Below are 26,298 nucleotides of genomic sequence, written 5' to 3' on the forward strand. Positions count from 1 at the left end.
CCCCTGCATGCAAGTGTCCGCCTCCATCTTCAAGGCCTACGACGTCCGTGGCGTGGTCCCGAGCACGCTGGACGAGCGCGTGGCCGAGGCGCTGGGCCTGGCGTTCGGCACCGTGGCGCGCCGCCAGGACGAGCGCACCGTGGCCGTGGGCCGCGACGGGCGGCTGAGCGGGCCGGCGCTGTCGGCCGCGCTGATCCGGGGCCTGGTGGCGGCCGGCATCGACGTCATCGACGTCGGCGTGGTCACCACGCCCATGCTGTACTTCGCTGCCGCCACGCTGTGCCACAGCGGCATCCAGGTCACCGGCAGCCACAACCCGAAGGACTACAACGGCTTCAAGATGGTGCTGGGCGGCCGGGCCATCTACGGCGATGACATCCAGGCCCTGCGCCAGCTCATCGAGCGCGACGGCGGCGAGCGCGCCGAGGGCGGGCGGGTGCGCCACGTCAACGTGGCCGGCCCCTACCGCGACCGCATCGTGGGCGACGTGAAGCTGGCGCGGCCGATGAAGATCGTGGTGGACTGCGGCAACGGCGTGGCCGGCGCCTCGGCGCCCGCGCTGTTCCGCGCCCTGGGCTGCGAGGTGATCGAACTCTTCAGCGAGGTCGATGGCAACTTCCCCCATCACCACCCCGATCCGAGCAAGCCCGAGAACCTGCGCGACGTGATCCGCGCCCTGGCCGAGACCGACGCCGAGCTGGGCCTGGCCTTCGACGGCGACGGCGACCGCCTGGGCATCGTCACCAAGGACGGCCACAACATCTTCCCCGACCGCCAGATGGTGCTGTTCGCGCGGGACGTGCTGTCGCGCGTGCCGGGCGGCGCCATCGTCTACGACGTCAAATGCTCGCAGCGCCTGGGCCCGGCCATCGAGGCCGCCGGCGGCGTGCCGCACATCTACAAGACCGGCCACTCGCTGATCAAGGCGCGCATGAAGGAGCTGGACAGCCCGCTCGGCGGCGAGATGAGCGGCCACATCTTCTTCAAGGAGCGCTGGTTCGGCTTCGACGACGGCAGCTACGCGGGCGCGCGCCTGCTGGAGATCCTGAGCCGCCACCCCGACGCCAACGCCGTGCTCAACGGCCTGCCCACCAGCCACAGCACGCCCGAGCTCAACGTGGCCTGCGCCGAGGGCGAGCCGCACGCGGTGGTGAAGGCGCTGGTGGACCTGGCGCGCTTCGAGGCGCCGGCGCGGGTCTCCACCATCGACGGGGTGCGCGTGGACTGGCCCGACGGATTCGGGCTGATCCGCGCCTCCAACACCACGCCGGTGCTGGTGCTGCGCTTCGAAGGCCAGACGACCGAGGCGCTGCACCGCATCGAGGCGACGATGCTGGACCTGCTGAAGCAGGCCAAGCCCGACGCCGTCGTGGGCGCGAGCGCGCATTGACAAATATGAACACCCCCGCGGCGCTTCGCGCCACCCCCTCAAGGGGGCAATGCCAGCGGCCCGGCAAAGCCGGTTCCGCGGCATTTCCCGATGAGGGCACGCATGGCTGAGGATCTGCTCAATGACGTGACCGTGGTGCTGGTCACCTTCCACAGCGCGCACTGCCTGGACGCGCTGGACGGCCTGCTCGCCCACTGCCCGAACATCGTCATCTCCGACAACGGCAGCGGCGACGGCACGCCCGGGCAGGCGCGCGCGCGCTGGCCGCGCGCCACGGTGCTGGAGCATGGCCGCAACCTGGGCTTCGGCACGGCCAACAACCGTGCCATCGCGCAGGTGAAGACGCCCTTCGCCTTCCTGCTCAACCCCGACTGCGAGGTCACGCCGGACGGTCTGCGCGAGCTGGTGCGCGCCGCCCAGGCGATGCCCGAGGCCGCCGTCGTCGCGCCGCAGCTGGAAGGCGCGCCGGGCCGGCCCGACGTGAACTACCGCTGGCCCAGCACGCTGTGGCCTTCGCGCGGCCCCGGTGCCGAGGGCCCGGCCTGCGTGGGCTTCGTGGTCGGCGCGGCCATGCTGTTTCGCCTGGCACGCTTCGAGGGCGTGGGCTTCTTCGACGAGCGTTTCTTCCTGTACTACGAAGACGACGACCTCTGCCTGCGCCTGTTCCAGCACCAGCGCCCGCTGGTGGTGTGGCCCGCCGTGGTGGCGGTGCACCGCGCGCGCGGCTCCGTCAAAGGCAAGGCGCCCTGGAAAAGCGAGTACCTGCGCGGCTACCACCACGCGCAGTCCAAGCTGATCTACACGGCCAAGCACCGCTCGCCCGCGCAGGCGCGGCGGCAGCGCTGGAGCGTGTTGCTGGGCACCACGGTGGCGCTGCCGCTGCGCGCCATCGCCTGGTCGCCGCGCCTGCTGGCGCGCATGGCGGGCCGCTGGATGGGCTTGGCGCGCTGGCGGCCGTAGCGGCCGGCGCGGGGCCTCAGAAGGCGTTCCAGATCCGCAGGCGCAGCTTGTCCCAGGTGCGCCGCCAGCGCGGCCGCTCGCGCTGACGCCGCAGCACGTCGGCCAGGCTTCCGGCGCTGCGGATGTCCTCGGGCGCGCGCAGCTCGGGACGCTCGCGGAACCAGCGCTCCACGACCTCGGGGGCCCATTGCCCGGCCGTGAGCTGCACGCGGCCCCATTGCTTGGGGCGGTGGTAGATGTCCTTGCCGGCGTACAGGCGCGCCAGGTTCTTCTGGCGGTCGCGGTACTTCGGCTTGTTGAGGTTCTGGTGCGAGAAGCGCTCCAGCTTCTTTTCGATCATCTCCATGCCGCCCAGGTAGCTGAAGTGCCAGCCGGCGTCGGGGATCACCACCTCGCGCATCGATTGCCTCAGCGCCTTGTCGTTGCGCAGGTCTTCGGGCGTGTGGCGCAGGGCATCGGCGCCACTGACGGCGATGGCCTTGCGCCAGAACGGCTCCGAGATCATGAGGTAGTCGCAGTAGAAATAAAGCATGAGCTGCTCGAAGACCTGAACCTCGCCCGCGGGCACGGGCCCGATCTTCTCCGGCCGCAGGATCTCGTCGACATCGGCGATGACCACCACGTCGTCGTCGGCCGCATCGGCATAGCCCTGGCGCAGGGCATCGCGCTGGCGGCGCTCGCGGTCCCAGGCCGTCTTGCAGCCCGCGAAGCTGTCCTCGCTCAAGGGGAGGTAGCGGATCTTGGGCATGGCCCAGTCGAAGCGCGCCGCGTCGAAACTCAGGGCCTTGGCCTGCCCCGCGAAGGTCAGCGCGGCCTCGACGATGACGAAGACGTCGACGCGGTCCCAATGCGCGCGCAGCCTCAGATCCAGGCAGTCTTCGCCGTCGTAGGTGAAGCAGTCGTAGACCCTTGGCGCGGCGCCGGGATCCCGGGGTTCGAAGAGAGGCAGGCTCATGGGAAGGGCCGTTTCGTCGGTGTCACAGGCGCGCGCCGCGCCGCAGGCGCATGTCCAGCTTCAGCCGCCAATAGGCCAGGGTGTCCACCCAGGGCACGTGCAGTTGGGGCCGCTCGCGCGAGGGGTTGCGCAGCGCGGGTTGGATCAGGTGTTGGTCGAACAGGCCCATCACGCGCTCGGGGTTGTAGAGCGGCGTGTAGCGGTCCCAGGAACCCGCGCGGACGGCGGTGGGGTCCAGCGATTCGATGCGGCGCACCAGGTCGTCGGCGTCGCGGTAGGGCCAGCCGGCGTCGCCCAGCACGTCCAGGTGGTGGCGGTGCTTGCTGCGCGCGTAGGTCAACACCGGCTTGTTGCGGACGGAGAACTCGCCGCAGGCCAGGCCGAAGGACTCGCCCTGCAGGCGCGCGTGCAGCATGGCGTCGCAGCTGTTGATGAAGCGCGTCTTGAACACCAGGTCGCTGGTGCCAGGCAGGAAGCGGGCGCGCGGGTGGTCGACGAAGGGCTCGATGTTGAGGAAGAGGAACCAGGTGTCGTCGCGCGTGGCCAGCACGTGCTTCACCGCCTCGATGGCCGCCGGCACGTCGAAGCTGTGCGCGCCGCCGTGGCAGCCCAGCACCTTGGCTTTCGTGGGAATGCCCAGTTCGGCGCGCAGGTCGCTGTCCTCGGCGGGCAGGCTCACGATGTGCGGCACGGCGGGGATGCGGCCGGCGCTGCAGCGCCGGCTCAGCCACTCGGAGATGAAGGCGTAGGACGCGCCATGCATCTGGCGCGGGTGCGTGGGGAAGACCGCGTGCACCATGGTGGGCACCGTGTGCGACATCAGGCCATCGTTCTTGCCCGATTTGATCGCGTACAGCAGTTGCGCGCCGTGGCGCTGCAGCAGGCCGTCGAGTTCGCCGCGATCGCGGTACGCGGCCACCTCGAAGCGCGCGCGGAACTTGGCGATCGCCTGCCCGTCGTTGCCCGGGTGGGTGGCGTCGTGCAGGATCACGGCGCGGTGGCCCAGCACCGCCTCGGCACCGACCGCGTAGTCGTACAGGGCCACCTCGGTGCCGCGCAGCGAGATCTGGTTGGAATGGAAGGCGATGGTGAGGCGGGTCATGCGGACACCGGCGCGCGCCGCGCGCGCAGGCTGGCCATGGTGAGCGCGCTCATGAGGATGAGGCAATGGTTCTCGGTCGACAACCAGAACGAGCTGTGCGAGAGGCAGGCCGCCGCCAGCGTGGCCACGAAGGCCAGGGAGAAGGCGCGCCGCGGCAGGTCGTGCCGCCAGCCCTCGCGCGCGATGGCGGCGATGAACCACAGGAACAGCAGCAGGCCGATGGCGCCCTGTTCGACCAGGAAGAAGAGGAACTGGTTGTGCGGGTGCGGGCACACCACCGAGCACCACTCGGTGCTGGTGAAGTGCTGCTTGGCCAGTACGGGATAGGACGCGGTGCCGTGGCCGAACACCGGGGCCTGGAGCGAGGCGTCGAGGGCGAAGCGGGCCATCTCGACGCGCGCGCCGGTGGAGGTGACCACGGCGCCGGGGGTGTTGTCCAACTGAGCGGTGCGCATGTCTCGCCACGCATTGGCCACTCGTTCCTGGAAAACTGGAGAGGTCGCGAAAACCAACGCCCCCACGGCCACCAGGCCCACCACGGCGCCGAGAACGGCGCGCCTGGAGTGCGCGAAGGCCAGTGTGACGGCGAACACGCCACTGGACGCAGCCCAGGCAAGGTAGCCCGTACGACCCTCGGACAGGAAGAGGATGGAACCGGTGGCGAGCACCCAGAGTGCGCCTGCGAGCCACCGCCACACGGTTTTGCTGGAGGTGATGGCGACCAGGGCAGCGATCGTGGCAAACACCGTCATCATCAAGCCTTGCGAGATGTGGTCTTTGAACACCGTGTGGTCGTTGACCCGTCCGAAGCGGCTGGCGCGCGTCCAGGGAATCTCTATCCACACGCTGAGCCACGTGACCGCCAGCGTGAACAGCAGGGCCAGCATGAAGGCGTGCCAGCAGCGCCGGCGGGTGGCCGGGTCCTGCAGCAGCGCGATGAACATCGGCACCATCAGGAATTTCAGGTACTTCTGCACGGCGCCCAAAACCCCCTGGGGGTCGGCCGGCGACCAGGCCACGGCGATCACGATCCAGGCGAACAGCGCGAGCGCGGGCGCGGCCAGCGGATTGCGCAAGGCCTCGCGCAGCTCGGCACGCGCCGGCGCGCCGGCGAGCGAGAGCAGCCACAGCAGCAGGGTCAGCAGCAGGGCCACGTTGGCCAGGGCCACGGACATGGGGAAGGCCAGGAAGCACAGCACCAGGGCGGCGCGGGCGCCAGTGGAACAGGCGTGGGTGAAGCTCATGGGAGGGTGTCGTCGGGCCGCTCGTAGGCCGTGGTGAGGTGGGTCCAGTCGGCTTCGTCCCAGTGGTACGGGTGCACGCGGGTCGCTTCCTTGCGCAGCGAGCGATGCAGCCGCGCGAGGTTGTCCGCTTTCCAGGCGTCGCCCGGGCGCACGGCGCATTTGTCGAAGTCGACCACCCAGGCACGGCCAGGCGCGTCGAGCAGCAGGTTGTGGGCGTTGAGGTCGGCGTGGAAGACCTGTCGGTCGTGCAGGGCGCGAATGGCGCGGCCCAGGGCCGCCCAGTCCGCCGGCGTGGGGCGCGCGGACTGCAGTCGCTGCACGAGGTTGCGGCTGCCCGGGATCAGGCCAACCGCGATGTCGGCGCTGTAGACCAGCCCATGGGAGCGGTGGCGCGCGAGCGCGGCCTCGGGCACGGGCAGCCGCCAGGACCGCAGCAGGCGCAGCAGCGCGAATTCGCGCATGGCGCGGCTGCGGTGCGCGGGCTCGCGCAGGAAGCGGTCTTCGCTCAGGCGGGCCATGAGGCCGCCGCGCCGGTAGTGGCGCAGCACCAGGCCTTGGCCCTGGTGCTGCACGAGCCGCGCCTGGCCACGGCCGCTGCCGGTGGCCAGGCGTTCGGCGGGCGCCTCGGCCTCGAACAGGTGGGCCGCGTCGGTCGCGTCGACGCGGCGCGGGTCGTGCCACAGCGTGTCGCCACCTTGCGCGGTGACCCGCACCGGTCCGAGCGCCGAGCCGTCGACATCGCCCAGCCGCGCGCGCAGGTGGGCCTGGGTGCGCTGCGCCGCGCCGCGGTGGGCGTCGATGAGGCCGCGCGCCGCCGCGCCGCGCGCGGCCCAGGCGGCGGGGTCGCGCAGCGCCTCGTCCACCGCGCGCTCCAGCGTGGCTGCGTCGTGCACCGCCAGCCCGGCGCCAGCGGCCTGGGCGTCGGCGAACAGGGTGGGCGCGTTGGTGGTGTGCGGGCCGAACAGGAAGGCCTGGCCCAGGGCCATGGGCTCCAGCGGGTTGTGGCCGCCCACGGGCGCCAGCGTGCCGCCGACGAAGCACAGGCTGGCGTGGCGGTACCAGTGCATCAACTCGCCCATGGTGTCGGCCAGCAGCACGCTGGTCTGCGCCACAACGGTGTCGCCCGCGCTGCGGCGCGCGAAGGCCAGGCCGCGGCGCCGCAGCTCGGCCGCCACGGCGTCGAAGCGCTGCGGGTGGCGCGGCACGAGCACGAGCAGGGCGTCGGGGTGGCGCTCGCGCAGGCCGCGCCAGGCGTCGAGCCAGGCGGCTTCGTCGCCTTCGTGCGTGCTGCCGGCGACCACCAGGCGACGCGATCGCAGCTCGGGCGGCAGGGCCTGCGCCTGCGCGGGCGGGGCGGCGTCGAACTTGAGGTTGCCCGTGAGCGCCAGCCGCTGCGGCGGCACGCCCAGCGCGCGCAAGCGCTCGGCCGAGGCCCCGTCGGCGGCGGCCACGTCGAGCCGGGGCCAGGCGTGCCGCATCAGACCTGGCCAGCGGCTGTAGCTGCGCGCGGACGCCTCGGACAGGCGCGCGTTGGCCAGCAGCACCGGCAGCGCCCGCTCGGCGCATTCGAACAGCCACTGCGGCCACAGCTCGCGCTCCACCAGCACCAGGGCCTGCGGCTGCAGCCGGTCGAGAAAGCGGCGCACCGCGCCCGGCGTGTCCAGCGGCGCGAAGCGGTGCGCGATGCGATCGCCCCAGGCGGCGCGCAGCGCGGCCGCGCCCGTGGGCGTCTGCGTGGTGACGGTGAGGGCGTGCGCGGGCCAGTCGCGCAGCAGGGCCTCGATCAGCGGCCGCGCGGCCTGCACCTCGCCGACCGAGGCCGCGTGCAGCCACAGGCCGCCGAAGCGCCCGGGGTCGATGGGGAGGTGGCCCAGGCGTTCACCCAGGCGCTCGCGGTAGCCGGGTTCGCGCCGGCCGCGCCACCACAACCAGCCCAGCAGCCAGGGCGCGAGCGCGCGGCTCAGGCCCCGGTAGGCCCTCAGCGTGGCGGTGGCGCGCGGCGGGTTCAACGCCAGTGTTCGGCCACCCATGGCGTGGGCAGCACGCGTCGGTACCACTTGCCGCTCACGCCGGCGATGGCGTCGGGCGGGTTGGGTTTGCCATGGAAGGCGATGATTCGGGCGCCCGGCGGGATCTCGGGCGGCTTGAACCAGCCCATGAGGCCGCGCTGCATGCAGTGGCGCTTGAAACTCACGCACCAGCCCTCGGGCCAGAAGCTCACCTTGCCCTGGCGGCCCAGGTAGCCAGTGATGTACTCCTGCTCGTTGCGCACGTCGGCGATGGACTGGGGGTAGCCCGTCTTCAGGTGCTCCAGCGCGTCGGTGTGGGCGCCGATGGTGTAGAGGTAGCACGAGGTATTGCCCGTGCCGTCCGTCTTGTCCCATTCCTTGATCACGACGAACTCGCCGGGCTGATCGAAGAAAGGGTCGAGGCTGTCGACGATGACGATGTCCAGGTCCAGGAACAGGGTGCGGCCGCTGAGGTCGTACAGCGGGTCGGCGAAGCTGGTGAGCTTGAGCCAGCCGTGGCCGAAGGTCCAGGGCTTGCGCTGGTCGAACTGATCGAAGCCCACGGCGGGAATCGGCTTGACCTCGATGCCCGAGTGGATGCCGGTGGCGTCGTCGGTGAGGCAGACGAAGCGGAAGGGCCGGCTCAGATGGCGCGACACCATGCTGTGGAGCTTGTTGACGTATTCAGGGCCGTACTTGCGGCCCCATTTGATGCACAGCACGTTGACGGCTTGCACGTCATCTCCTGCAGGGTGAAAAACGGGCCCGCCCGGTTGGGGCCGGGCGGGTGGGCAATCGGGGGAGTGTATCGGCTCCAGGGTGGGCGGCTCGCACGCCGCCCACCCGGTGGGACCGGTGCTCAGCGCGCCAGCAAGGCGTCGACCGCCTGCAGGTCGGCGGGCGTGAGCTCGCCGCTGGCCTGGCGCAGGCGCAGGCTGCCCAGCAGCACGTTGTAGCGGGCCTGGGCCAGGTCGCGCTTGGTCTGGTAGAGCTGGCTCTGGGCGTTGAGCACGTCGATGTTGATGCGCACGCCCACCTGGTAGCCCAGCTGGTTGGCTTCGAGCGCGCTCTGGCTGGAGGTCTCGGCCGCTTCCAGCGCCTTCACCTGGCCCTGGCCCGAGACCAGGCCAAGGAAGGCGCTGCGCGTGCGCAGGTCCACCGTGCGGCGGGCGGCGTCGAGGTCGGCGCGGGCCTTTTCCTCCAGCGCCAGGGTCTGCTTCACGCGGTTCTGGATGGAGTAGCCCGCGAACAGCGGCATGTTGAACTGCACGCCCACGCTGGCGTTGTTGTTGCGCACGTTGCCCGGAATGCCCTGCACGCCAGACGGCGCGCGCGCCACCTGGTACTGGCCCACCAGGTCCACCGTGGGCTTGTGGCCGGCCTCGGCGCGCTGCGTTTCAAGCTTGGCGATCTCCAGGTTGCGCTGCGCGCTCAGGATCACCGGGTGCTGGTCGCCCGTGCGGTCCAGCCAGGCCTGCGGCGTGGCGGGCTCCAGCGGCGGCAGGTCCACCGGCGTGGCCAGGGGCAGGGGCGTCACACCGCTGCGGCCCACCAGCTGGTCGAGCGCGAGCTTCTTCACCCGCAGGTCGTTCTCGGCCGCGATCTCCTGGGCGATCACCAGGTCGAAACGGGCCTGGGCCTCGCGCGCGTCGGTCACGGTGGCGGTGCCGACCTCGAAGTTGCGCCGCGCGGCGGCGAGCTGCTGTTCCACCGCGGTCTTTTGCGCGCGCACGAAGGTGAGCGTGTCCTGGGCGGCGAGCACGTCGAAATAGGCCTGCGCGGCGCGCACGATCAGGTCCTGCTCGGCCTGCACGAGCTGGGCCTGAGCGATGTCCTTGGACAGGATGGCCTGGTCGTTGGCGAGCTTGTTGGCCGGCCGGTACAGCGGCTGGCTGGCCGACAGCGTCACGTTCTGGCTGTTGCTGGTGCCGTCGAGCAGCTTGTTGCTGCTGTCGCGGTTCGCCCAGCTGGCGCCCGCGCCCAGGCCGACCTGGGGCAGCAGGCCGGCGCGCGCCTGGTCGGCCTGGGCCAGGTTGGCCTCGTACAGCGAGCGCGCGGCCAGGTAGGTGGCGTCGAAGCCGCGCGCGGCCTCGAACAGCTGGACCAGGCTCTGGGCCTGCGCGCCGGACGCCGCCCCCAGCGCCAGGAGCGCGGCAACCGCCAAGGGACGAAGGGGAACAGCAACAGTCATGGGTAGCTCCTCAGAGACGACGGTCCGGGGGCACCGCGGAACCGGCTTTGCTGGGCCGCAGGTGCCGTCCCCCTCCCGCCGAAGGCGAGAGAGGGGGAAGCCGCGAAGCGGCGCAGGGGGTGCTTCATATCAGTAGCGTGGGATCGACAGGTCGCGTTCGCGCGACCACAGGTCGATGCCGCCGTGCACGTTGACCACGCGCGTGTAGCCCTGGTCTTGCAGGAAGCGGGCCACCTGGGCGCTGCGCCCGCCGTGGTGGCACAGGCAGGCGATGGGGCGGTCGCGGTCCAGCTCGGCCAGGCGCGCGGGCACGCTGCGCATGGGCATGGCCAGCAGTTCGTAGCCCGGGCCGGGCGGCACGCTCGCGGTCTGCAGTTCCCAGGGCTCGCGCACGTCGAGCAGCAGGGGCGCGGCGGCGCCGTCCGCGGTTTCCTGGCGCAGCCAGTCGTCGAGCTGGGCGGGGGTGATGGCTTGCATGCGGTGGCGCCGGTTCAGAAGCGGAAGCGCGACGGCTCGGGGAAGTGGCGCAGGCGCGGCGCGAGGGTGTCCCAAGGCTGGGCGCTGCGGTAGTCGGCCTCGCCGGCGCGGGTGATGAAGGTGGCGCGCATCACGGGCTCGTCGCCCACGATGGCGGCGAGGCGCCCGCCCGGCGCCAGCAGGCCCAGCAGGGCGGGCGGCACCTCGGCCAGCGAGCCGCCGAGCAGGATGGCGTCGTAAGGCCCGTCGGCGCGGCAGGCGGCGAAGCCGTTCGCCGCAGCGTCGGCCTGGCGCACCTCGACGTTGGTGACGCCGGCCTGCATCAGGCGGGTGCGGGCCTGCGAGGCCAGCGCGGGCTCGATCTCCAGCGACAGCACGCGCTGCGCCAGGCTGGCCATGAGGGCGGCGGTGTAGCCGCTGCCGGTGCCGATCTCCAGCACCTTGTCGGTGGGCTTGAGGGCCAGGTCCTGCACCAAGCGGGCCTGCACGCGCGGTGCCAGCATGCACTGGTCATCGACCGCGGGCTGGGTCAGGGGCAGTTCCATGTCGGTGAACGCCAGGGCCCGGTGGGCGGCGGGGGCGAAGTCCTCGCGGCGCACCCGGCCCAGCAGCTCGAGCACGCGGCCATCGAGCACCTCCCAGGGGCGGATCTGCTGCTCGATCATGTTGAAGCGGGCCTGTTCGAGGCTGTTCGCGGTGGTCATCTCATTTCTCCAATGGGGTCGGCACAACCGGTGGATTTTAGGAGGCGCCCTATGGCGCACTGTCCTGCGGGGGCGTGGCGGCGGGCGGCAGCCCGGCCTTTCGGCGCAGCCAGGCGGCCAGGTCGTCGAGGTAGCCATAGACCACCGGCACCACCACCAGCGTGAGCAGCGAGGAGGTGATGACGCCGCCGATCACGGCCTGGCCCATGGGCGCGCGCTGCTCCGAGCCTTCGGTGAGCGCGAAGGCCAGCGGCACCATGCCGAAGACCATGGCCAGGGTGGTCATGAGGATGGGGCGCAGCCGCACCTTGGCCGCCAGCAGCAGGGCTTCGTCGCGCGGCAGCGGCGGGCCGCCGGCGCGGCCCTCGCGCGCCCGGATGGCGAAGTCCACCAGCAGGATGGCGTTCTTGGTCACCAGGCCCATGAGCAGCACGATGCCGATGATGGAGAACATGCTCATGGTGGAGCCGAACATGAGCAGCGCCAGCACCACGCCGATCAGCGTGAGCGGCAGCGAGGTCATGAGCGAGAGCGGCTGCAGGAAGCTCTGGAACTGGCTGGCCAGGATCATGTAGATGAAGATGATGGCCAGCGCCAGCGCCGACAGCGCGTAGCCGAAGGACTCCTTCATGTTCTTGGTGGAGCCGCTGAATTCGGTGCGGTAGCCCGGCGGCAGGGCGATGCCGTCGACCACGCGCTGGATCTCGGCCGACACCTCGCCGGCCGAGCGGCCGTAGACGTTGGCGCTGAAGGACACCTCGCGGTTGAGGTTGCGGCGGTTGATCTGGTTCGGACCGGTGCCTTCCACGATGTCGGCCACCTGCGCCAGCGGCACGGTGCGCACGCTGCCGTCGGCCGCGTTGCCCACGCTGAGCGGCAGCTGCAGCAGGTCCTGAGTGCGCTGGCGCTGCGGCGGAGGCAGGCGCACCATTACGTCGTAGGTCTCGCCGTTCTGGGCGCGCCAGTTGCCAACGGTGGTGCCGGCCACCAGGGTGCGCAGGCTGTTGCCGATGGCCTTGGTGGACAGGCCGAGGTCGGAGGCCAGGTCGCGCCTGAGCACCACGTCCACCGTGGGCTTGTCGGGCTTGAGGCTGGAGTCCAGGTCCACCAGGCCGACGATGGGCCGCAGCCGCTCGGTGATCAGCGCGCTCAGGCGCTCCAGCTCGTCGAGGTCGTCGCCCTGCAGCGAAAACTCGATCTGCTTGCCGCCGCCCACGGCGTCGAGCAGGCCGGCGTGCGTGACGGTGATGCCGGGCACCGCGCGCAGCCGGTCGCGCAGCAGGGCCGACATGGCGTCGGCGCTGAGCGTGCGGTCCTTGCGGTCCACCAGGCGCACGTAGGTGCTGGCGTACATCGAGCCCTGCGCGTTGCCGGTGTTGATGGTGGTGAGCGTGTACCGCACCTCGGGGAAGGTGCGCAGGACGGCCTCGACCTCGCGCGCCTTGGCCTCGGTGGCGGGCAGGGAGCTGCCTACTGGCGTGTGGTAGCTGACCGAGGTCTCGGAGAAGTCCGCCTTGGGCACGAACTCGGTGCCCAGCAGCGGCAGCAGGGCCAGGCTGGCGACGAAGGTGGCCAGGGCCAGGGCCAGCGTGGCCAGCTTGTGCCGCAGCGACCAGCGCAGCGCGGCCTGGTAGCCGTCGGCGAGGTCGTCCTGGAAGCGGTCGAACCAGTGCGTCAGGCGGCCCAGGGTGCGGTCGTAGAGCGAGCGGCCAGGCGGCTGGCCGTGCGTGTCGATGGCCGGGTCGTGCCACACCGAGGACAGCATCGGGTCCAGCGTGAAGCTCACGAACATGGAGATCAGCACGGCCGCGACCATGGTGATGCCGAACTCGTGGAAGAACTTGCCGATGATGCCGCCCATGAAGCCGATGGGCAGGAACACCGCCACGATGGACAGCGTGGTGGCCAGCACCGCCAGGCCGATCTCCTGCGTGCCTTCCATGGCGGCCTGGTAGGGCGTCTTGCCCATCTGCACGTGGCGCACGATGTTCTCGCGCACCACGATGGCGTCGTCGATCAGCAGGCCCACCGAGAGCGTGAGCGCCATCAGCGTGATCATGTTGATCGTGAAGCCCAACGCGTTCATCACGAAGAAGGTGCCGATGATGGCGATGGGCAGGGTGAGCCCGGTGATGACCGTTGAGCGCCAGGAGTTGAGGAACAGGAAGACGATCAGCACGGTGAGGATGGCGCCCTCGATCAGCGTCTGGCGCACGTTCTGCACCGACACGCGGATCGGCCGCGCGCCATCGGCGATGGGCTCCAGCCGTACGCCGGGCGGCAGCTCGGGCTTGACCGCGGTCAGTGCCGCGTTCAGGCCGTCGACCACCGCGATGGTGTTCTCGTCCTGCGCCTTCTGCACCTGCAGCAACAAGGTGCGCTGGCCGTTGTAGAGCGACAGGCTCTCGACTTCCTGGGTGCCGTCGCTCACGTGCGCCACCTGGCCCAGCTTGATGGGCAGGCCGCCGCGGCGGGCGACGATGATGTCGTCGAAATCGCGCGGGTTGGCCAGGCGCGAGAGCACCTGCACCACGCGCTCGGACTCGCCGGTCTTGAGCGTGCCCACGGGCAGGTCCTGGTTTTCGCTGAGGACGGCGGCGTTGATCTGCTCGGTGGTCACGCCCATCGCCCGCATGGCGGCGGGGTCGAGTTCGATGTTGATGGCGCGCCGCGTGGCGCCCACCAGCGTGACCGAGCCCACGCCGCGCACGTTCTCCAGCCGCTTCTTGAGCACCTGGTCGGCCCAGGTGGACAGCTCCACGGCCGACATCGCGCGGCCGTCCACCGCCTCGGGCACCACGGCCACCGACCAGATGGAGCGGCTGGCGGGGTCGAAGCGCAGCACGCGCGGCTCGTCCACCTCGTCGCGCAGTAGCGGGCGCAGGATGCCGATCTTCTCGCGCACGTCGTCGGCGGCCTTGCGGCCATCCACGGTGAGCTGGAACTCGATGATCACCACCGAGTTGCCTTCGTAGCTGCGCGAGGTGAGGCTGTTCACGCCCGCGATGGCGTTGACGGCTTCCTCGACCTTCTTGGTCACCTCGGACTCGACGATCTCGGGCGAGGCGCCGGGGTAGGTGGTGGTGACCACCACGACCGGAAAGTCGATGTTGGGGAACTGGTCCACCTGCAGGCGCTGCAGGGAGAACGCGCCCAGCACCACGAAGGCCAGCATGACCATGGTGGCGAAGACCGGGTTGCGCAGCGAGACCTGGGTGAACCACATGGCGTGTCGCGCTCCCGGGGCTCAGGGCTTGGCCGCGGCGGCCAGGTTCACGCGCGTGCCGTCGCGGATGGCGCCGGCCGTGGCCGCCAGCACGGTGTCGCCCTCGGCCAGGGCGGGCACCGCCTGGTGGGGCACGCCGTCTACGCTGCCCGTGGGCGCGGGCGTCAGGCCCACGTGCTTGACCACGCCGTCGCGCAGCACCTGCACGTAGGGCTCGGGCCGGTCGTTGCGGATGGCCGACACCGGCACGGCCGGGGCCTCGACCGTGCCGGCCACGATCCCGCCGCGCGCGAAAAGGCCCTGGCGCATGCCCGGCTGGGCGGTCAGCCGCAGGTAGACCAGCACGCTGCGGCTGCCGGCCTGCACGCTGGGGTTGATGCGCGCCACCGTGGCGTTCACCGGTTCGGGCAGGCCCTCCACCACCAGGCGCGCGCGCTGGCCCGGGGCGATGCGCGCGGCGTCGGCCGGGCTCAGCGCGGCCTCTACCTCAAAGGCCGAGAGGTCCACCACCTCGAGCACGCGGGTGTCGACGCCCACGCGCTCGCCGTTGCGCACCGGCCGGCTGGCGATCTGGCCGGCGATGGGCGAGCGCAGCACCGTGTCGGCGAGCGATTTGCGTGCGATGTCCAGCGCGGCCATGGCCGCGCGGTGGTTGGCCTCGGCCGCGGCCAGGTTGGCCTGCGAGGTGTCCAGCGCGGTGGCCGAGATGAAGCCCTGCTGCACCAGGGCCTGGTTGTTGTTCTGGTTGCGCTGCGCGATGCGCACCTGCGCCAGCGCCGACTCGGCCTGCTGCTCGGCCTGTCGCACGCGCGCCTGCGGCTCGGTCGGGTCGATGCGCGCGACCACCTCGTTGGCGGCCACGCTGTCGCCCTCGCGCTTGTTCAGGCCTTGCAGCTCGCCGGCCACACGCGCCTTGATGGCCACGGTCTGCACCGCCACCAGCGAACCCGAGACCTCGGCCGTTTGCTGCAGCGCGAGGCGGCGCACCGTGAACACGTCACGCGCGGCGACCTCGTAGACCGGCGCGGTCTGCAGGGCCTGGGCGGCGGCGTTCGCCTGCGCGGCCTGGGCGCTGCGCTTGTGCAGCGCGCGCACCACGCCCAGGGCCAGCGCGGCCACGGCCAGCCCGGCCAGGGCCCAGTAGAGGGTCTTTCGCAGACGGGAGGTGGTCATGGGGAAACCTTCGCGCGGCGCGCTGTGGTGCGGGCCCTTTTGGGCGGTCGTGCGGGGCTCATCGCGGGCGTTTGAGCATGCCGCTCAGGATCAGGTCGACCTGGGTGTCGATGAAGGTCAGGGGATCGATCTGCTGCGAGGGCGGGGCGCAGGGCGTCATGGCGTGTTTCCACATGAGCAGGAAGATCATGGGCGCGATCAGGCTGTAGACCGCGTAGTCGAGCGGCATCTCGCGGAAGTCGCCGCGGTCGATGCCGCGCTGCAGGATGCGCTTGATCAGCTCGTGGCCCGGGGCGACCACCTCGTTCTGGTAGAAGCTGGCGATCTCGGGGAAGGTGCCCGCCTCGGCCATGACGAGCTTGGTGATGCCCGACGCGGGCGTCATGCCCACGCGCTCCCACCAGGTGTGCATGGCGTAGCGCACCAGCTCCACGCTGTCGCCCTGGAACTCGGCCAACTCGTTCGACCATTCCGGAAAGCGGCCCGCGACGGTTTCGCGCACCACGGCCTTGAACAGGTCTTCCTTGCTGGGGAAATACAGGAACAGCGTGCCCTTGGACACCCCGGCGCGCGCGGCCACCTCCTCGACGCGCGTAGCGGCGAAGCCCTTCTCGACGAACAGGGCCAGGGCCGCCTCGATCAGCTCACCCGGGCGCGCTTCCTTGCGGCGGGCGCGGCGCGGGACCTCGGCGGGCGGTGACGGGGGGGTGGCGGGCATGGGGCGCTAGTTACTGACCGATGGGTTATTAATATACCCCAGCCGCCCATGCGGCGTGCCGCCTGGGCCCCGTCGGGGCCGGCGCCAGCGCACGCCCGCCGGCGCGGGCTCAGCCCAGCTTGATGCCCACCCGTGTGATCCGGCTCGCGTCCATCTCGCGCACGCTGATTTCGGCCTTGCCCAGTTCCGCCACGTCGCCCACCACCGGCGGGCGGTGCAGTTCGTTGCGCAGCCACTGGCCCACCGTCTGGTCCGATTCGCCGGGCACCGGCAGCCCGTAGAAGCCGCACAGCCCCTCCAGCGGCGTGTTGGCGTCGAGCACGAAGTCGCCGAACACCAGGCGGGCTTCTTCGGTGTCGTCCAGGTCCGGCAGGGCCACGTGGGCGCGGCGCGCCGCCAGGCCGATGGTGGAGCCCTGCAGCAGCAGGGACGTGAGCACCACCACGAAGGCGACGTCCAGGAACCCGTGCGCGCCGGGCACGCCGGCCATCATGGGAAACACCGCCAGCACGATGGGCACCGCGCCGCGCAGGCCCACCCAGGCGATGAAGCCGATTTCGTGCGGCGAGAAGTGAAAAGGCCTGAGGCACAGCCACACCGCCACCGGCCGCGCCACCAGCATCAGTACCAGCGACACGCCCAGGGCCGGCAGCAAGGTGTCCATCATTTCGCTGGGTGACACCAGCAGGCCCAGCAGCAGGAACATGCCGGCCTGCGCCAGCCAGGCGTAGCCGTCCATGGCCGAGAGCGAGGAGCGCACCAGCCGGCGCGCGCGGTTGCCCGCCACCACGCCCATGGCGTAGACCGCCAGGAAGCCCGAGCCGCCCAGCCAGGTGGTGAGCGCGAACACCGCCAGCCCACCCGAGACGATGAGCAGGGCGCGGATGCCGCCGCCGCCGTCGGCGCCGCGCCCCAGGCGCTTGAGCAGCTCGGCCAGGCCCCAGCCGCTGCCCAGACCCATGGCCGCGCCCCAGCCAAACTGCAGCAGCAGCGACCAGGCGATGCCGCCCAGCGTGACCTCGTTCGCCACCGCGTTGCCCAGGGCCAGCGCCACGCCGATGAAGGCCAGGGTGAGGTAGACCGCCATCGGGTCGTTCATGCCCGACTCGATCTCCAGCGTGGCGGCCACGCGCTCGTTGAGCCGAACGCCGGACGACTTCAGCAGCGCAAACACCGCCGCCGCATCGGTGGAGCCCACGATGGCGCCCACCAGCAGGGCCATGGGCCAGGACAGGGCCAGCAGCCAGTGAGCCGCCGCGCCGGTGATGGCCGCGGACACCAGCACGCCCACCGTGGCGAGCAGCATGGAGGGCCTCAGGCCGGTGCGGAAGGTGGCCAGTTCGGTGCGCAGCCCGCCGTCCAGCAGGATCACGGCGAGCGCGACGTTGCCGACCCAGAAGGCCAGGCGGAAGTCGTTGAAGCTGAAACCGCCGGGCCCGTCCTTGCCGGCCAGCATGCCCGCGACCAGGAAGACCAGCAGCAGCGAGAAGCCGGCGCGCGTGGACACCACGCCGGCCAGCACGCTGACGAAGACCAGCGCGGCGGCGGCGAACAGCGGCAGGGAGAGGGCGTCGAGCAGGTGGTGCACGCCCGCACGCTAGCAGAAAGCGTGCACGCCGCTCAGCGGGTTGCACCGGGGCGCGCGGGCGCCCGGCTCAGGCGATTCAGTTGAACGCCGCGATGCCGGTGATCGCCCGGCCCAGGATCAGGGCGTGGATGTCGTGCGTGCCTTCGTAGGTGTTGACCACTTCGAGGTTGACCAGGTGGCGCGCCACGCCGAACTCGTCGCTGATGCCGTTGCCGCCCATCATGTCGCGCGCCAGGCGGGCGATGTCCAGGGCCTTGCCGCAGCTGTTGCGCTTGAGGATGGAGGTGAGCTCCACGGGCGCCGCCCCCTCGTCCTTGAGGCGGCCCAGACGCAGGCAACCTTGCAGTCCCAGGCTGATCTCGGTCAGCATGTCGGCCAGCTTTTTCTGGATCAGCTGGTTGGCCGCGAGCGGGCGGCCGAACTGCTGGCGGTCCAGCACGTACTGGCGGGCGCGGAAGTAGCAGTCCTCGGCGGCGCCCAGCGCCCCCCAGGCGATGCCGTAGCGCGCGCTGTTCAGGCAGGTGAAGGGCCCCTTGAGGCCGCGCACCTCGGGGAAGGCGTTCTCTTCCGGCACGAAGACGTTGTCCATCACGATCTCACCGGTGATGGAGGCGCGCAGGCCCACCTTGCTGTGGATGGCGGGCGCGGACAGGCCCTTGGCGCCCTTTTCCAGGATGAAGCCGCGGATCGCGCCGTCGTCGTCTTTGGCCCAGACCACGAAGACATCGGCGATCGGGCTGTTGGTGATCCACATCTTGGCGCCCGACAGGCCGTAGCCGCCGGCCACCTTCTTGGCGCGCGTGACCATGCTGCCGGGGTCGGAGCCATGGTTGGGCTCGGTCAGGCCGAAGCAACCGATCCATTCGCCCGTGGCCAGCTTGGGCAGGTACTTCTGCTTCTGCGCCTCGGTTCCGAACTCGTTGATGGGCACCATCACCAGCGAGCTTTGCACGCTCATCATGGAACGGTAGCCCGAGTCGATGCGCTCGACCTCGCGCGCCACCAGGCCGTAGCAGACGTAGTTGAGCCCGGCGCCGCCGTAGGCCTCGGGGATGGTCACGCCCAGCAGGCCCAGGTCACCCATCTCGCGGAAGATGGCCGGGTCGGTGACTTCCTTGCGGAAAGCCTCGGTCACGCGCGGCAGCAGGCGTTCCTGGCAGTAGGCGTGGGCGGCGTCGCGCACGGCGCGCTCGTCCTCGGTGAGCTGGCCGTCGAGCTGGAAGGGGTCTTCCCAGCTGAAGCTGGCTTTGGCTTTCTTGGGCGAGAGCATGTCCTGTCTCCGTGTGCGTTGGGGCAATCGAACGATTGTCCGCCGTGGCGCCATAGCTGTCTAATATCGATCCTGTATCTAAAAATACAAACGGCAAATCGATGGAGAAGGCCATGGAGTTCCGCCACCTGCGCTGTTTCCTCGCCCTGGCCGAGGAGCTGCACTTTGGCCGCGCCGCCGCGCGCCTGGCCATGACGCAGCCACCGCTGTCGCTCAACATCCAGCAGCTGGAGGCTTCGGTGGGCGCCCCGCTGTTCGTGCGCAACAGCCGGGGCGTGGCCCTCACGCCCGCCGGCCAGGCCTTCGTGCCACGCGCACGGGCCCTGTTGGAGGCGGCTGGCGCGGCCGCGCGCGAGGCGCGCGAGGTGGCCCAGGGCGTGAGCGGCCAGCTGCGCGTGGGCTTCGCGGGCACCGTGCTGTACCGGGGCCTGCCGCAGATCCTGCGCGGCTTCGCCCAGCGTCACCCGCGCCTGAAGCTGGTGCTGCGCGAAATGAGCTCCAGCGACCAGCTCATCGACCTGCAGCACCAGCGGCTGGAGGCCGGCTTCGTGCACACCACGCGCGTGCCGCCGGGCTGTTCGCAGGTGCTGGTCTCGCGCCAGGCCTTCGTGGCCTGCGTGCCGGCGGGCCACGCGCTGGCGCGCAAGCGGCGGCTGGCGCCTGCCGCGCTGGCCGGGCAGCCCTTCGTGGCGATCTCGCGTGCCGTCTCGCCCGACTACCACGACCGCCTGCTCGCCCTGTGCGCCGACCACGGCTTCGAGCCCGACGTGCGCTTCGAGCTGCGCCACTGGCTCAGCGTGGTGTCGGTGGTGGCGCAGGGCCTGGGCGTCTCGCTGGTGCCGGCCGCCCTGCAGCAGGCCGGGCTGCCGGGGGCCGCCTTCGTGCCGCTGCAGGGCGATTCGCCGCCGTACGAGACGCATTGCCTCTGGCGGGACGGCGATGAAAGCGCCGCGCTGGCGGCCTTTCTCGATGTCGTGCGGAGCCAGCGTCCTGTTGCGCCAGGGCACTAGTGCGTGAGGGGCCGCGTCGCCGAACAGAGCAGCAGCTCGTTGGGTCCCACCCACCCACGCTCACCCGTGAACGGCTGCAGCGCCGCCGCCATGGCCTGCCAGGCCGCCGCCTGGGCCGACGGGTCCAGCGGCGCGAGCAGTTCCATGATCGGCGAGCCCGAGTCCCGGACGAAGGCGATGTAGGTGGCCACGTCGGGCAGCGCGAACGGCGCCGCGAGCGGCTCCACCTCGATGTCGGCATACCCCGCCGCCGCCAGCAGGCCAGCCAGCCGGCCGGGCTCGGCCAGGCTGAACAGGCCGCCCGCGGTGTAGGGCGATGCCCCGCCGTTCAGGCCCCGGTGCTGGCGGGCCAGCCTCATCAGGGTCGTGATGCAGGGGTTGTGCGCGGGCTCGCCGAACACCAGGGCGGCGAAGCGCCCTCCCGGCCGCAGGGCCTCGAACGCCGAGGCCAGGGCGGCCGCGGGATTCGCGCAGAGCATGAGGCCGAGCCGGCACAGCACCGCATCGAACGGCGCCTCGCCTGGCACGGCCTGCTCCGCATCCGCGACGGCGTACCGCACATGGGCCAGCCCTGCCGCGCCCAGGTTGCGTTGGGCGAAGGCCAGGATCCTGGGCGAGATGTCGGTCGCCAGCACATGGCCGGTGGGGCCGACGGCCTGGGCCACGTCCTTGGTCTGATCGCCCGCACCGGCCGCGAGGTCGAGGACCCGCGCGCCGGGCCGCAACCTCAGCCGGGCCAGCATGGCCGCGGTGGCCGGGGCCAGCCAGGCGTGGATGAGCGGGGTGCTGCGGTCCCAGCCGTCGGCCGCGCGATCCCAGGCGCTGGCGGCGCCGCTGGCACCCGGGCCGGTGGCCCCTTGTGGTGTTGGGAGGTTCATGGTGCTGTCTCCAGGTGATCGGGGCACCCAGCGTAGGCCCGCGCGGCGACCGCTGGAAGGCGCGGATTTGCACAAGGGGGCCGCAGTGGTGCATAACGGGCCATGCTCGACTGGAACGACCTGCGGTACTTCGTGGCGGTGGCGCGGCACGGCAGCACGCTGGCCGCGGGCCGCGCGCTGGGGGTCGACCAGTCCACCGTGCAGCGGCGTGTGGGCGCCTTGGAGCGGCATATCGGCCGCGCCCTGGTTCAGCGCCACCCCAGCGGCTACCGGCTCACCGATTTCGGCACCGAGATGCTCGACGCGGCCCAGCGGGTCGAACAGTCCGTCGCCGCCTTCGAGCAGGCACTGGTGGTGTCGCGGCGCAATGCGGCGGGCGTGATCCGCCTCACCTGTCCCGAGCCGCTGGTGAGCCGGCTCACGCAGTCGGGGCTGCTGGAGCGCTTCCAGGCGAAGCATCCCGCCTACCACGTGGAATTCGTGATGAGCGACAGGTACGTCGATCTGCGCACCGGCGAGGCCGACGTGGCGCTGCGCTCCGGCGACACGGACGATGGCGCGCTGGTCGGCCGCAAGCTGGGCGATTCGCTGTGGGCGGTCTACGCGAGCCGGGACTACGTGGCGCGCCACGGCCAGCCGGCCTCCATCGAAGCGCTCGAGGCGCACCCCCTGGCGGGTTTCGACGAGAGCATGGCCAGGCACCGGGCCAGCCAGTGGCTGCGCCAGGTGGCCCCGAACGCGACGCTGGTGGCGCGCAACGACAGCGTGCTGGGCCTGCTGTTGTCGGTGAAGTCGGGTGTGGCCATTGGGCCGCTGCCCACCGCCCTGGGCGACGCCGACCCGGACCTGGTTCGGGTGCTCGGGCCGGTGCCGGCCCTCGCGCGCGATTGGCGGCTGCTCGCGCTGCCCGAGATCCGCCAGACGGCGCGGGTCAGCGCTTTCTTCGAGTTCATGGTGGCGGAGATCGAAGCGCTCCGGCCCGTGCTCACCGGCTAGGTAGGCGCCCTGGCGGCGGCCCAAGGCCCCGCTGCGGCGCCGTGAAAGCCGCGGGTGGTCTACTCACGGTCTGGCAAGGACCACTGGAGATTCACGATGAGCGACAAACAGGTGCTGGTGCTGGGTGGCGGCTGCTTCTGGTGCACCGAATCGGTCTACAAGGAAGTGCGCGGCGTCACCGACGTGGAGTCGGGCTACAGCAACGGGCACCTGAAGCAGCCCAGCTACGAGCAGGTGTGCACCGGCGGCACCGGCCACAACGAGGTGGTGCGCCTGGAGTACGACCCCGACGAGGTGAGCACGCGCGAGCTGCTGGAGATCTTTTTCGTGGTGCACGACCCGACCACGCCCAACCGCCAGGGCAACGACGTGGGCACGCAGTACCGCAGCGGCATCTACTTCACCACGCCCGAGCAGCAGGCCGAGGCGCGCGCCATCATCGACGAGCTCACCCGGGAGGGCGCCTTCGGCCGTCCCATCGTGACCGAGGTGCAACCGCTGGAGAACTACTGGCCGGCCGAGGATTACCACCAGGACTTCTTCGAGCGCAACCCGCACCAGGGCTATTGCATGGCGGTGGCCGCGCCCAAGGTGGCCAAGTTCCGCAAGACCTTCGCGCGGCTGGCGAAGTAGGGCGCCGCGCCTCAACGGTGGTGGTCGGGGTCGATCAGGCCGGCCTCGACGAAGCGCTCGCGCACGGCCCTGTCCTTGAGCGCGCCGCAGCGCTCAAGGACCTGCAGGGTGTTGGCGCAGAGCTGGCGCGTGCGGGTGGCCAGGCCCTCACCGCCGCACAGCCTGCCCAGCACGCGTTCGCGCGCGGCGACGCCCAGTCCGGCCTGTTCCAGCCATTCCCCGTGGAGGCGGGGATCACGCGCGTGGAAGGCCGCCATGACCCGCGGCAGCTGGCCGCCCCAGTGCGCGCGCGCCGGCGCGTCCAGGCCCTTCCACACCAGCGCGAAGGCCTGCGCGAAGTAGCGCGCGTGCACCCACTCGTCTTCCAGGTGGGCCAGCAGCAGGCGCTGCAGGCCCGAGTGCGCGGTGCCGCGCATCGAGTCGACGATGGCCTTGGTGATCATGGTCTCGCCGACGAAGCCGACCATGAACCAGGCCAGGTCGCGCTGCGCCGGCGGGGCCTCGGCCACCCAGGCCTCCAAGGCCGCGATCTTCAGGCTCGGTTCGTCGCGCGCCGCCAGGGAGAAGCACTGGCGCAGCGCGCGGCTCGCGTGCGCGGTGAAGAAGGCGTGGTAGCCCTCGTCGGTGTAGAGCTTGAGCGCGTCCAGCGCCATGGGCTCGGGCAGGAAGTCCTTCAGGAGGTTCTGCGCGATGGCCTGCGCGGCGGTGTTGACGATGCGGTGCTCGGTGAGCGTCATGTCGTCCAGGAAGTGCACCAGCCGCGCGGCGGCGAGGCGGTTGCGCTCGGCCAGGCCGAGCGGGCGCAGGGCCGGGTGGGACAGCAGTTCGTCCTGGGCGCCGAAGACGAACCAGCGCACGCTGGCCAGGTCTTCGCCCCGGCCGAGCGCGAAGTCGGTCAGCGACGGCTTGGCGCGCACGGCCGAGGTGGCGATCCAGTCCTTGAACGGGTCGTCGTCGGCTGGGCGCATGACGCGGGGCCCGGGTTCAGGCGGCCAGCCGGCGCTGCAGCACCGGCCAGCAGACGATCACCGCCAGACCCAGCAGCACCAGGGCGGCCGCGCCCAGCTTCCAGCCGGGCAGCGACTCCCCCAGCGACAGGGCCGAGGCGCTCATGCCGAACACCGGCACCAGCAGCGCCAGGGGCGTGACGGTGGCGGCCGGGTGGCGCCCCAGCAGCCAGTTCCAGACGCCGTAGCCGAACAGGGTGTTGCCCAGCGCCTGCCACAGCACGCTGGCCCACACCACCGCGCCGGCCGAGCGCAGCGACTGCGCGATCAGCGCCGGCCCCTCCACCATCAGCGATATCGCCAGCAGCGGCGGCACCGCGAACACGCTGCTCCAGACCATGAAGTGCAGCATGTTCACCCCCCCCAGCGACTTGACCACCAGGTTGGATGCGGCCCAGAAGAACGCGGCGGCGAGGATGATGCCCAGCCCGAGCAGGGTGACGCTGGCGTCCAGGTGGGCAGCGATCACGCCCAGGCCGGCGATGGCCAGCAGCAGGCCGGCGACCTGGTAGCCCCGCACGCGCTCGCGCAGGAGCCACAGCGACAGGCCGATGGTGAAGAACACCTGCACCTGCACCACCAGGGAAGCCAGGCCGGGCGAGATGTGGCCGTTGATGCCGAAAAACAGCAGCCCGAACTGCCCCGGCCCCAGCAGCACACCGACGGCGGCCATGGAGCGCCAGGAGGCCTTGGGTCGCGGCACGAACAGCAGCCAGGGCAGGGCGGAGAAGGTGAAACGCAGGGTGGCGAACAGGAAGGGTGGCAGCCCGTCCAGCCCCCAGCGGATGACGACGAAGTTCGTGCCCCAGACCGCCACGACGGCCAGGGCAAGCAGCAGGTGCGGGGTAGGCAAGGTCGGTGCGGGTGGGGAGGGAGCGGGCAGTGTAGTCAGGCGCCGCGCGGCGAACCGGCCGGGGCCTTGCATGGGGTTATTATTTGCAACTCTGTTGCGATAACATTGACGCCATGGCCCGCTTCCCCGCTGACACCGATGCCGTGCCCGCCGCCTTGCAGGCGCGCCTGGACGCCGCCGGCCTGCGCCGCACCCTGGCCACGCGCGCGGCCCTGGGCGTGTTCCTGGCCCGCCCGGGCCAGGGGCTCACGCACGCGCAGGTGCTGCAGGCCCTGCGCCAGCGCGGGCACGAGCCCAACCGCGTGACGCTCTACCGCTTGCTCGATCGCCTGGCCGCCTGCGCCGTGCTGGCGCGCCACAGCGACGACCGGGGCACCTGGCGCTACCGCCTGCAGGACCCCGCCGCGCCGGTTTCCCCGCGCGGCGCACCGGCGCTGCGGCCGCGTTTCGAATGCCGGCGCTGCGGCCAGGACCGCACGCTGGACGACACGCCCACCGCCCTGGCCTGGCTGCGCGGCCTGCAGCGCGCGCTGGCGCGCCAGGGCGTGGTGGTCGAGCGCGCGGAACTGGCCCTGCTGGGCGTGTGCGCGCGCTGCGCCGATACCGACACCCTTTCCCAACCCCGGAGCTGAACCATGAAAGCCCTCGCCATTCCCGCCGTCCTCGCTGCCTTGCTGTCCGCTGGCGCGGCCTTCGCGCAGCACTCGCAGAAAGAAATCCAGGAAGACATCCAGCGCCACCGCGCCATGGCGGCCGCGCACGAAGGCGCGGCCAAATGCCTGGAGGCGGGCAAGGGCGAGAAGGCCTGCCAGGCGGCGCTCGCCGAGGCCTGCAAGGGACTGGCCCTGGGCAAGTACTGCGGCCTGCGCCACGCGCATTGACGCACCGCGCCTGGCCCGCCCGCACCCGGTGCCGGCGGGAGCGGGCGATACCATCGCCGGGTGAACCTGGCCCAGCACCCTCTCTTCGTCTCCCTCACACCCGTCTTCCTGCTCATCGCGCTGGGTTACCTGGCGGGTCGGCGCGACTGGATCCGCGATACGGCGGTCAAGGACTTGTCCAACCTCGTGTTCCTGATCCTCATTCCCTCGCTGCTGTTTCGCACCATGGCCTCGGTGCACCTGGAAGAGCTGGACCTGCGGCCCGTGCTGGCCTACTTCCCGGTGGTGCTGCTGGTCTTCTTCACCGCGGTCGCCTGGCGCGGCTTCAGCCGCGAGAGCGTGGTGGTGGCCATGGCGGGGGTGTTCTCCAACATGGTGATGATCGGCATCACCCTGGCCGAGTTGGCCTATGGCAAGCCGGCGCTGGTGACCATGCTGACCCTGGTGTCGGTGCACGCCTTCATATTGCTCAGCGTGGGTTCGGTGGTGCTGGAGCTGGTGGTCACGCGCGAGGCGCGCGAGCGCGGCGAGACCACGCCGCCGCTGTGGGCCACGCTGGGCTCGGTCATCAAGGGCACGGTGATCCACCCGATCCCGCTGCCCATCCTGTGCGGCCTGCTGTACGCGCAGACCGGCTGGGCCCTGCCCGTGGTGGTGGACAAGCCGCTGCAGCTGCTGGGCAGCGCCTTCGGCCCGATCGCGCTGGTGCTGGTGGGCGTGAGCCTGGCGCGCACGCCGCTGGCCGGGCACTGGCGGCCCGCGCTGGGTGTGTCGCTGGTGAAGAACCTGCTGCTGCCGCTGCTGGTGGGTTTGTCGGCCTGGGGGCTGGGCATCACCGGCCTGCCGCTGACGGTGATGGTGGTGGCCGCCGCCCTGCCGGTGGGCGCCAACGTCTTCCTGTTCGCGCAGCGCTACGACACCGCGCAGGCGCTCACCACCGCGAGCATGGGCCTGTCCACCGGGCTCGCGCTGTTCACCCTGAGCGTGGTGATGACGGCGATGGCCTGGCTCAACCCGCTCGCGGGCTGAGCCG

Annotated in this window: 24 protein-coding genes; 8 read left to right on the top strand and 16 right to left on the bottom strand. The window is 71.3% G+C overall.

Annotated elements, in window-relative coordinates; translation table 11 throughout:
• Nucleotides 1-7: 7 nt before the first annotated feature.
• Nucleotides 8-1,390: a phosphomannomutase/phosphoglucomutase gene (locus tag JNX00_RS06310; protein WP_204744411.1), complete on the top strand. Its 1,383-nt coding sequence runs from the start codon at nucleotides 8-10 to the stop codon at nucleotides 1,388-1,390.
• Between the two features lie 102 nt (nucleotides 1,391-1,492).
• Nucleotides 1,493-2,350 (top strand): glycosyltransferase family 2 protein, encoded by an 858-nt coding sequence (locus JNX00_RS06315; RefSeq protein ID WP_204744412.1) that lies wholly within the window; start codon nucleotides 1,493-1,495, stop codon nucleotides 2,348-2,350.
• A gap of 16 nt (nucleotides 2,351-2,366) precedes the next feature.
• Here the strand turns inward: JNX00_RS06315 and JNX00_RS06320 are convergent, their stop codons facing one another.
• The 13 genes from JNX00_RS06320 to JNX00_RS06380 all read right to left on the bottom strand — a co-directional run bounded on the left by JNX00_RS06320 (nucleotide 2,367) and on the right by JNX00_RS06380 (nucleotide 19,007).
• Nucleotides 2,367-3,305: a hypothetical protein gene (locus JNX00_RS06320; protein ID WP_204744413.1), complete on the bottom strand. Its 939-nt coding sequence runs from the start codon at nucleotides 3,303-3,305 to the stop codon at nucleotides 2,367-2,369.
• Nucleotides 3,306-3,327: 22 nt separating this feature from the next.
• Nucleotides 3,328-4,407 carry a hypothetical protein gene (locus JNX00_RS06325; RefSeq protein ID WP_204744414.1) on the bottom strand — a complete coding sequence of 360 codons (1,080 nt, stop codon included), beginning with the start codon at nucleotides 4,405-4,407 and terminating at the stop codon, nucleotides 3,328-3,330.
• Nucleotides 4,404-5,651, bottom strand: a complete 1,248-nt coding sequence (locus JNX00_RS06330) for an O-antigen ligase family protein (RefSeq protein WP_204744415.1) — start codon at nucleotides 5,649-5,651, stop codon at nucleotides 4,404-4,406. The genes JNX00_RS06325 and JNX00_RS06330 overlap by 4 nt, the downstream gene beginning before the upstream one ends.
• Nucleotides 5,648-7,681: a 3-deoxy-D-manno-octulosonic acid kinase gene (locus JNX00_RS06335; protein WP_204744416.1), complete on the bottom strand. Its 2,034-nt coding sequence runs from the start codon at nucleotides 7,679-7,681 to the stop codon at nucleotides 5,648-5,650. The genes JNX00_RS06330 and JNX00_RS06335 overlap by 4 nt, the downstream gene beginning before the upstream one ends.
• Entirely contained in the window at nucleotides 7,657-8,397 is a 741-nt protein-coding gene (locus tag JNX00_RS06340; RefSeq protein ID WP_070398889.1) for a glycosyltransferase, read from the bottom strand. Before JNX00_RS06340 ends, JNX00_RS06335 begins: the two co-directional genes overlap by 25 nt.
• A 122-nt stretch (nucleotides 8,398-8,519) precedes the next feature.
• The gene (locus JNX00_RS06345; protein ID WP_204744417.1) at nucleotides 8,520-9,851 is read right to left on the bottom strand and encodes a TolC family outer membrane protein; all 1,332 of its coding nucleotides are present in this window, start codon (nucleotides 9,849-9,851) and stop codon (nucleotides 8,520-8,522) included.
• Nucleotides 9,852-9,980: 129 nt separating this feature from the next.
• Nucleotides 9,981-10,328, bottom strand: coding sequence for a rhodanese-like domain-containing protein (locus JNX00_RS06350; protein WP_204744418.1), 348 nt, complete (start codon nucleotides 10,326-10,328; stop codon nucleotides 9,981-9,983).
• A 14-nt stretch (nucleotides 10,329-10,342) separates the two neighbouring features.
• A complete protein-coding gene (locus tag JNX00_RS06355) occupies nucleotides 10,343-11,032 on the bottom strand; it encodes a protein-L-isoaspartate O-methyltransferase (protein WP_204744419.1) in 690 nt (229 codons plus the stop codon).
• 49 nt (nucleotides 11,033-11,081) lie between these two features.
• Nucleotides 11,082-14,258: an efflux RND transporter permease subunit gene (locus tag JNX00_RS06360; protein WP_204744420.1), complete on the bottom strand. Its 3,177-nt coding sequence runs from the start codon at nucleotides 14,256-14,258 to the stop codon at nucleotides 11,082-11,084.
• A gap of 21 nt (nucleotides 14,259-14,279) precedes the next feature.
• Nucleotides 14,280-15,431 (bottom strand): efflux RND transporter periplasmic adaptor subunit, encoded by a 1,152-nt coding sequence (locus JNX00_RS06365; RefSeq protein WP_204744421.1) that lies wholly within the window; start codon nucleotides 15,429-15,431, stop codon nucleotides 14,280-14,282.
• 58 nt (nucleotides 15,432-15,489) lie between these two features.
• Nucleotides 15,490-16,149 (bottom strand): TetR/AcrR family transcriptional regulator, encoded by a 660-nt coding sequence (locus tag JNX00_RS06370; protein ID WP_204744422.1) that lies wholly within the window; start codon nucleotides 16,147-16,149, stop codon nucleotides 15,490-15,492.
• Nucleotides 16,150-16,258: 109 nt separating this feature from the next.
• Nucleotides 16,259-17,737: a potassium/proton antiporter gene (locus JNX00_RS06375; RefSeq protein ID WP_070398883.1), complete on the bottom strand. Its 1,479-nt coding sequence runs from the start codon at nucleotides 17,735-17,737 to the stop codon at nucleotides 16,259-16,261.
• A 76-nt stretch (nucleotides 17,738-17,813) separates the two neighbouring features.
• Nucleotides 17,814-19,007 carry an acyl-CoA dehydrogenase gene (locus JNX00_RS06380; RefSeq protein WP_204744423.1) on the bottom strand — a complete coding sequence of 398 codons (1,194 nt, stop codon included), beginning with the start codon at nucleotides 19,005-19,007 and terminating at the stop codon, nucleotides 17,814-17,816.
• 113 nt (nucleotides 19,008-19,120) lie between these two features.
• Between JNX00_RS06380 and JNX00_RS06385 the strand changes: the two genes are divergently transcribed.
• Nucleotides 19,121-20,017 carry a LysR family transcriptional regulator gene (locus JNX00_RS06385; protein WP_204744424.1) on the top strand — a complete coding sequence of 299 codons (897 nt, stop codon included), beginning with the start codon at nucleotides 19,121-19,123 and terminating at the stop codon, nucleotides 20,015-20,017.
• On the opposite strand, the gene JNX00_RS06390 is transcribed toward JNX00_RS06385, so the two are convergent.
• Nucleotides 20,014-20,895, bottom strand: a complete 882-nt coding sequence (locus JNX00_RS06390) for a methyltransferase domain-containing protein (RefSeq protein ID WP_204744425.1) — start codon at nucleotides 20,893-20,895, stop codon at nucleotides 20,014-20,016. The genes JNX00_RS06385 and JNX00_RS06390 overlap by 4 nt on opposite strands.
• Nucleotides 20,896-20,997: 102 nt before the next feature.
• Between JNX00_RS06390 and JNX00_RS06395 the strand changes: the two genes are divergently transcribed.
• Together JNX00_RS06395 and msrA are read left to right on the top strand one after the other, a co-directional pair.
• Nucleotides 20,998-21,891 (top strand): LysR family transcriptional regulator, encoded by an 894-nt coding sequence (locus JNX00_RS06395; protein WP_204744426.1) that lies wholly within the window; start codon nucleotides 20,998-21,000, stop codon nucleotides 21,889-21,891.
• Nucleotides 21,892-21,987: 96 nt separating this feature from the next.
• Nucleotides 21,988-22,524: a peptide-methionine (S)-S-oxide reductase MsrA gene (gene msrA, locus JNX00_RS06400; protein WP_070398879.1), complete on the top strand. Its 537-nt coding sequence runs from the start codon at nucleotides 21,988-21,990 to the stop codon at nucleotides 22,522-22,524.
• An 11-nt stretch (nucleotides 22,525-22,535) separates the two neighbouring features.
• On the opposite strand, the gene JNX00_RS06405 is transcribed toward msrA, so the two are convergent.
• Nucleotides 22,536-23,492 carry a diiron oxygenase gene (locus JNX00_RS06405; RefSeq protein ID WP_204744427.1) on the bottom strand — a complete coding sequence of 319 codons (957 nt, stop codon included), beginning with the start codon at nucleotides 23,490-23,492 and terminating at the stop codon, nucleotides 22,536-22,538.
• Between the two features lie 16 nt (nucleotides 23,493-23,508).
• Entirely contained in the window at nucleotides 23,509-24,384 is an 876-nt protein-coding gene (locus JNX00_RS06410; RefSeq protein ID WP_204744428.1) for an EamA family transporter, read from the bottom strand.
• A gap of 113 nt (nucleotides 24,385-24,497) precedes the next feature.
• On the opposite strand from JNX00_RS06410, the gene JNX00_RS06415 reads away from it, so the two are divergent.
• The 3 genes from JNX00_RS06415 to JNX00_RS06425 are packed head-to-tail and all read left to right on the top strand — an operon-like array spanning nucleotide 24,498 to nucleotide 26,294.
• Nucleotides 24,498-25,016 (top strand): hypothetical protein, encoded by a 519-nt coding sequence (locus JNX00_RS06415; RefSeq protein ID WP_204744429.1) that lies wholly within the window; start codon nucleotides 24,498-24,500, stop codon nucleotides 25,014-25,016.
• Between the two features lie 3 nt (nucleotides 25,017-25,019).
• Nucleotides 25,020-25,265, top strand: coding sequence for a hypothetical protein (locus tag JNX00_RS06420; RefSeq protein WP_070398865.1), 246 nt, complete (start codon nucleotides 25,020-25,022; stop codon nucleotides 25,263-25,265).
• A gap of 60 nt (nucleotides 25,266-25,325) precedes the next feature.
• Nucleotides 25,326-26,294 carry an AEC family transporter gene (locus JNX00_RS06425; RefSeq protein WP_070398864.1) on the top strand — a complete coding sequence of 323 codons (969 nt, stop codon included), beginning with the start codon at nucleotides 25,326-25,328 and terminating at the stop codon, nucleotides 26,292-26,294.
• Nucleotides 26,295-26,298 lie beyond the last annotated feature (4 nt).

Source organism: Hydrogenophaga sp. YM1 (assembly GCF_016903055.1).
Lineage (GTDB): Bacteria > Pseudomonadota > Gammaproteobacteria > Burkholderiales > Burkholderiaceae_C > Hydrogenophaga > Hydrogenophaga borbori.

Bases quoted from the DNA above. Each gene is read 5' to 3' on its own strand.
- JNX00_RS06310 (WP_204744411.1), top strand. From the start codon at position 8: ATGCAAGTGTCCGCCTCCATCTTCAAGGCCTACGACGTCCGTGGCGTG.
- JNX00_RS06315 (WP_204744412.1), top strand. From the start codon at position 1,493: ATGGCTGAGGATCTGCTCAATGACGTGACCGTGGTGCTGGTCACCTTC.
- JNX00_RS06320 (WP_204744413.1), bottom strand. From the start codon at position 3,305: ATGAGCCTGCCTCTCTTCGAACCCCGGGATCCCGGCGCCGCGCCAAGG.
- JNX00_RS06325 (WP_204744414.1), bottom strand. From the start codon at position 4,407: ATGACCCGCCTCACCATCGCCTTCCATTCCAACCAGATCTCGCTGCGC.
- JNX00_RS06330 (WP_204744415.1), bottom strand. From the start codon at position 5,651: ATGAGCTTCACCCACGCCTGTTCCACTGGCGCCCGCGCCGCCCTGGTG.
- JNX00_RS06335 (WP_204744416.1), bottom strand. From the start codon at position 7,681: ATGGGTGGCCGAACACTGGCGTTGAACCCGCCGCGCGCCACCGCCACG.
- JNX00_RS06345 (WP_204744417.1), bottom strand. From the start codon at position 9,851: ATGACTGTTGCTGTTCCCCTTCGTCCCTTGGCGGTTGCCGCGCTCCTG.
- JNX00_RS06350 (WP_204744418.1), bottom strand. From the start codon at position 10,328: ATGCAAGCCATCACCCCCGCCCAGCTCGACGACTGGCTGCGCCAGGAA.
- JNX00_RS06355 (WP_204744419.1), bottom strand. From the start codon at position 11,032: ATGACCACCGCGAACAGCCTCGAACAGGCCCGCTTCAACATGATCGAG.
- JNX00_RS06360 (WP_204744420.1), bottom strand. From the start codon at position 14,258: ATGTGGTTCACCCAGGTCTCGCTGCGCAACCCGGTCTTCGCCACCATG.
- JNX00_RS06365 (WP_204744421.1), bottom strand. From the start codon at position 15,431: ATGACCACCTCCCGTCTGCGAAAGACCCTCTACTGGGCCCTGGCCGGG.
- JNX00_RS06370 (WP_204744422.1), bottom strand. From the start codon at position 16,149: ATGCCCGCCACCCCCCCGTCACCGCCCGCCGAGGTCCCGCGCCGCGCC.
- JNX00_RS06380 (WP_204744423.1), bottom strand. From the start codon at position 19,007: ATGCTCTCGCCCAAGAAAGCCAAAGCCAGCTTCAGCTGGGAAGACCCC.
- JNX00_RS06385 (WP_204744424.1), top strand. From the start codon at position 19,121: ATGGAGTTCCGCCACCTGCGCTGTTTCCTCGCCCTGGCCGAGGAGCTG.
- JNX00_RS06390 (WP_204744425.1), bottom strand. From the start codon at position 20,895: ATGAACCTCCCAACACCACAAGGGGCCACCGGCCCGGGTGCCAGCGGC.
- JNX00_RS06395 (WP_204744426.1), top strand. From the start codon at position 20,998: ATGCTCGACTGGAACGACCTGCGGTACTTCGTGGCGGTGGCGCGGCAC.
- msrA (WP_070398879.1), top strand. From the start codon at position 21,988: ATGAGCGACAAACAGGTGCTGGTGCTGGGTGGCGGCTGCTTCTGGTGC.
- JNX00_RS06405 (WP_204744427.1), bottom strand. From the start codon at position 23,492: ATGCGCCCAGCCGACGACGACCCGTTCAAGGACTGGATCGCCACCTCG.
- JNX00_RS06415 (WP_204744429.1), top strand. From the start codon at position 24,498: ATGGCCCGCTTCCCCGCTGACACCGATGCCGTGCCCGCCGCCTTGCAG.
- JNX00_RS06420 (WP_070398865.1), top strand. From the start codon at position 25,020: ATGAAAGCCCTCGCCATTCCCGCCGTCCTCGCTGCCTTGCTGTCCGCT.